The sequence below is a fragment of the Nocardioides sp. genome, assembly GCF_051876515.1.
Taxonomy (GTDB): domain Bacteria; phylum Actinomycetota; class Actinomycetes; order Propionibacteriales; family Nocardioidaceae; genus Nocardioides.
Map to the genome: position 1 here is coordinate 1 of NZ_JBJEHY010000011.1, position 4475 is coordinate 4475.

At 68.8% G+C, this 4475-nt stretch carries 4 protein-coding genes; all 4 read right to left on the bottom strand.

Annotated elements, in window-relative coordinates:
- Window positions 1–238: 238 nt before the first annotated feature.
- Complete coding sequence (locus ACI379_RS00530) at window positions 239–1351, bottom strand: ABC transporter substrate-binding protein (protein WP_439790102.1); 1113 nt, start codon at window positions 1349–1351, stop codon at window positions 239–241.
- Between the two features lie 60 nt (window positions 1352–1411).
- The gene (locus ACI379_RS00535; RefSeq protein WP_439790103.1) at window positions 1412–1924 is read right to left on the bottom strand and encodes a hypothetical protein; all 513 of its coding nucleotides are present in this window, start codon (window positions 1922–1924) and stop codon (window positions 1412–1414) included.
- A gap of 186 nt (window positions 1925–2110) precedes the next feature.
- Window positions 2111–2287: a DUF6104 family protein gene (locus ACI379_RS00540; protein ID WP_439790104.1), complete on the bottom strand. Its 177-nt coding sequence runs from the start codon at window positions 2285–2287 to the stop codon at window positions 2111–2113.
- 15 nt (window positions 2288–2302) lie between these two features.
- A partial coding sequence (locus ACI379_RS00545) for a multifunctional oxoglutarate decarboxylase/oxoglutarate dehydrogenase thiamine pyrophosphate-binding subunit/dihydrolipoyllysine-residue succinyltransferase subunit (RefSeq protein WP_439790105.1) occupies window positions 2303–4475 on the bottom strand: 2173 nt, incomplete at its 5' end.

Sequence of the window (4475 nt, forward strand, 5' to 3'; positions counted from 1 at the left end):
ACTACGCCAAACAGGCCGACGACTGGCAGACGAAGGTTGGCCCGGACGGCGAGGTCACCACCACGATGCCCACCGGCCACCGCTACCGCACCAGACCACCCGACCTCGCAACCATCCGGTACGGAGCACCACCCCTGCGCATCGAGTACGTGCTGTCGGGGTAGCGGCCCACGTGCTCTGGTATGACGCACTCCAGAGCGTGACCCACGGTGAGAAGATCGCCGGCGCCGCAGCGATGTCAGCCGAGATGCAGCACGCGCAATGCCTGCGGATCGGAAGGATCGCGCTCCACCACCTGCACCGGTGCCCAGGCCCACTGCCAGACACTGATTCCCTTCACCCGGGAGAACCGGATCGGTCCGCGGCTGCCCGCGACCGTCAGTCTGGGCCACGCCTGCGTGATCGCCTCTGACGAGGTGCCACAGGCGCGCATGGCCTCGACCAGCACCGTGATGGTGTCGAAACCCTCGAACGCCACGAACGACGGCGGCTCACCCAAGCTTCTGCCGAGCTCGCCGGCCACGTGGCGTCCCACCGGGCCCAGCTCGAGCGGCAGGTAGCGCAGGAACGGGATGCCCGCTCCGTCCGCTCCCAGCTCCTCGGTCCACTCGCCGAACTCCGGCTGTCCTGCCGGGGCCCCGAGCAGTACGCCCGCGAGCCGAGGGTCAGCGCGCACGGCCCGCACCAGTTCCACAGCCGGGTCCGGGTGACCCACGAGCAGCAGCAACGCGCTGGCCCCGGACGCCGCCGCGCCCTGACAGACGCCTGTTGGCCCCAGCTGGTCGGCGTCGAGCTCGATCACCTCGGCTCCGCGGGCCACCATGTGGGAACGCAGCAGGCGCGTTCCGGACGACCAGTACACGCTCGACTGGCTCGCCACGGCGATCCTCCGGTGTCCTTGGGCCAGGAGGAACTCGGCGTAGATCCGCCAGCCGTGCGACTGAGCCGGGGCCAGGCGTGCCACCCCCGGCGCATCCTCGTCGGTGAGCGCGTCGAGGACGGCGGACGAGCACAGGAACGGCATACCCAGATCCGCCGCCCGTGAGGCGACAGCACGCGCAACGACGCTGTGGTACTCACCCGCCAGGGCCACCACCCCCTCCGCGGCAAGGTCCTGCACCGCCGCTGCGGCTCGCTCGGGGTCAGCCGCCGTGTCCCGTACGAGCAGCTCCACCGGTCGACCGTTGACCCCGCCCGCGCTGTTGGCCTCAGCGACAGCACGTTCGCAGCCCGCCACGAGATGACGCCCGGCCTCAACCCACCCGGGCCGCTCCAGCGGCGCAAGTACCCCGATCCTGACAGGCGACCACTCGTGGCTGTTCGACTCGACCGGCGCGACCATGGCGCTCATTGCATCGGCTGGGCCGGGCAGGGTCAATCGACTTCACGTCCGACCACGTCGTTTCGACGGTCAGCGGGCGGTGATCTTCCGGTCTGCCCGAATGGCCTGGGCGCCGCGCTGGTAGGCGTGCTCGCCGGACCGCTGGTACTCGATCTCAACACCCGTGAGGTGCGCGGTTCCAGGTCGGGTCGGCGTGATCGTCACGAACAGGTAGTCGCTGTCGGGGGCGACCCCGTGGTCGAACCGCATCGGTGGCGCGAACGCCTCCATGTCGCTGCATTCCGAGCCCGGGTCCGAGACAGCACCGATCGGGTCCTCGTGCGCACTCATGTGGCAGATCCAGAAGGTGGTGTCGGCCTCTGCGGTGTTGCTGGAGAATGTCGCGCTGAGCCGATTGACGGTGATGGTCTCGTGCGTCCCGCGGGCCTTGGGAAAGACCACGGTCGTCGAGAGAGCCGCATCGGCCACGGGTTGCGGGTCGGCGATGAAGGAGTCGCCCAGATCAGTGAATGCCTTCGGGTGCGTCCACCAGTTCCATCCCACCGAGCCGACCGCCAGGGCGACCGTGACCACGGCAGCCACGACCAGGGTGCGACGACGGCGACGCGTCGGGCGAGGGGCCGAGGCCGCGGGGACCTCCGTCATGACAGACACGCCGCAACTGTGCCATGGCCTCGCGGCTCGCGTGTGAGATCGACTCCGTTGGCACTCCCCACACAACACCGAGGCCCCGTACGGATCTCTCCGTACGGGGCCTTGGTGGTTTGCTCAGTCCTCCGGGTCGTCCAACCTGGCGAGCCAGGTGGCGAACCGTTCGACCGGGGTCTCGAACTCGGGGTGGATGTCCACGAACGCCTGGAGCTGGTCGGCGACCCAGGCGAGGGTCACCTCCTCGTCCCCACGGCGCTTCTCGAGCTCCTCGATCCCACGGTCGGTGAAGTACATCGCTGGTGCGTCCGATCAGTCGCCGAAGGCGATGTCGAGCAGGTCCTTCTGCTCAGCGACGTGACGCTTGACCGTACCGACCGACGGCGACGAGGACGCCGCACGGCAGACCGGCTCGACCGTGACGTCGAGCTCGGGCCACACGTTGAGCGCGTAGTGCGGCCACGGGCCCATGTTCTGCGGCTCGTCCTGCACCCAGCGAACCGCCTTGAGGTTCGGGTACTTCGCGATCTCGGCGGCGATGGCCTCGGTCGGCTCCGGGTAGAGCTGCTCCACGCGACCGATGGCGAACTTCTCGCCGTTCTCGCGCTTCTTGCGGTCCACCATGAGGTCCCAGGTGACGCGGCCCGAGCACAGCAGCAGCGTCTCCACCTTCGCCGGGTCCGCGGACTCGTCGCCGATGAACGGACGGAACGAGGTGCTGCCGGTGAAGTCGGACGGCTGCGAAGCAGCCTCCTTGCGCTTGAGCATCGACTTCGGCGTGAAGACGATCAGCGGCTTGTGGTCCTCGCCGAGCGAGTGCGAGCGCAGCAGGTGGAAGTACGACGCCGGCGTCGACGGCTGGGCCACCGTCATCGCGCCGTCCGCGCACAGCTGCAGGAAACGCTCGATGCGCGCCGACGAGTGGTCCGGTCCCTGGCCCTCGTACCCGTGGGGGAGGAGCAGGACGACACCGGACTGCTGACGCCACTTCGTCTCCGAGGAGGAGATGAACTCGTCGATGACGGTCTGCGCGCCGTTGACGAAGTCACCGAACTGCGCCTCCCACAGCACCAGCGCCTCGGGACGGGCCACGGAGTAGCCGTACTCGAAGCCCAGCGCCGCGTACTCGCTGAGCAGCGAGTCGTAGACGAAGAACTTCGCCTGGTCCTCGGTCAGCGTGGTCAGCGGGGTCCACTCGTCCGCGTTGGTGCGGTCGATGATCGTGGCGAAGCGCTGCACGAACGTGCCGCGGCGGCTGTCCTGGCCGGCCAGGCGGACCGGACGACCGTCCATCAGCAGCGAGCCGAACGCCAGGATCTCGCCGGTGCCCCAGTCGATCGGGCCGTCGGTGATCGCGGCGGCGCGACGCTGCAGCTGCGGCATCACCTTCGGGTGGACGGTGAAGCCCTCCGGCGGTGTGGTGTACGCGTCGGCGATGCGCTTGAGGTACTCCGGCGAGATCGCAGAGGAGAACTCGATGGCCGGCTTGTCCGGGTAGTCCGGGACGGTCGTCCACTCGGCCGGGGTCTCGTTGGAGGCCTCGCGGACCTCGGTGAAGACCCGCTCCAGCTGCTGCTGGTAGTCGCGCAGGACCTGCTCGGCCTCCTCGATCGTGATGTCGCCACGACCGATCAGGGACTCGGTGTACAGCTTGCGCACCGAGCGCTTCTGCTCGATGAGGTCGTACATGAGCGGCTGGGTGTACGACGGGTCGTCGCCCTCGTTGTGACCGCGGCGGCGGTAGCACACCAGGTCGATGACGACGTCCTTGTTGAACTCCTGGCGGTACTCGAACGCCAGGCGGGCCACGCGGATGCAGGCCTCCGGGTCGTCACCGTTCACGTGGAAGATCGGCGCCTGGACCATGCGGGCCACGTCGGTGGCGTACAGCGACGAGCGCGACGACCCGGGGGAGGTGGTGAAGCCGACCTGGTTGTTGACGACCACGTGGATGGTGCCGCCGGTGCGGTAGCCGCGCAGCTGCGAGAGGTTGAGGGTCTCGGCGACGACGCCCTGACCGGCGAACGCTGCGTCACCGTGGACGAGCAGCGGGAGGACCGGGTACTCGGTGCCGCGGTCGAGCACGTCCTGCTTGGCGCGGGCGATGCCCTCCAGGACCGGGTCGACGGCCTCGAGGTGCGACGGGTTGGCCGCCACGGACACCTTGATGGTGTCGCCCTTGCCCGACAGGAACTCGCCCTCGGCGCCGAGGTGGTACTTCACGTCGCCGGAGCCCTGGACGGTGCGCGGGTCGATGTTGCCCTCGAACTCGCGGAAGATCTGCGAGTACTTCTTGCCGACGATGTTGGCCAGCACGTTGAGGCGGCCGCGGTGGGCCATGCCGATCGCGACCTCCTCGAGACCGATCTCGGCCGCGGCCTCGCAGATCTCGTCGATCACGGGGATCGTGGTCTCGCCGCCCTCCAGGGAGAAGCGCTTCTGGCCGACGAACTTGGTCTGGAGGAACGTCTCGAACGCCTCGGCC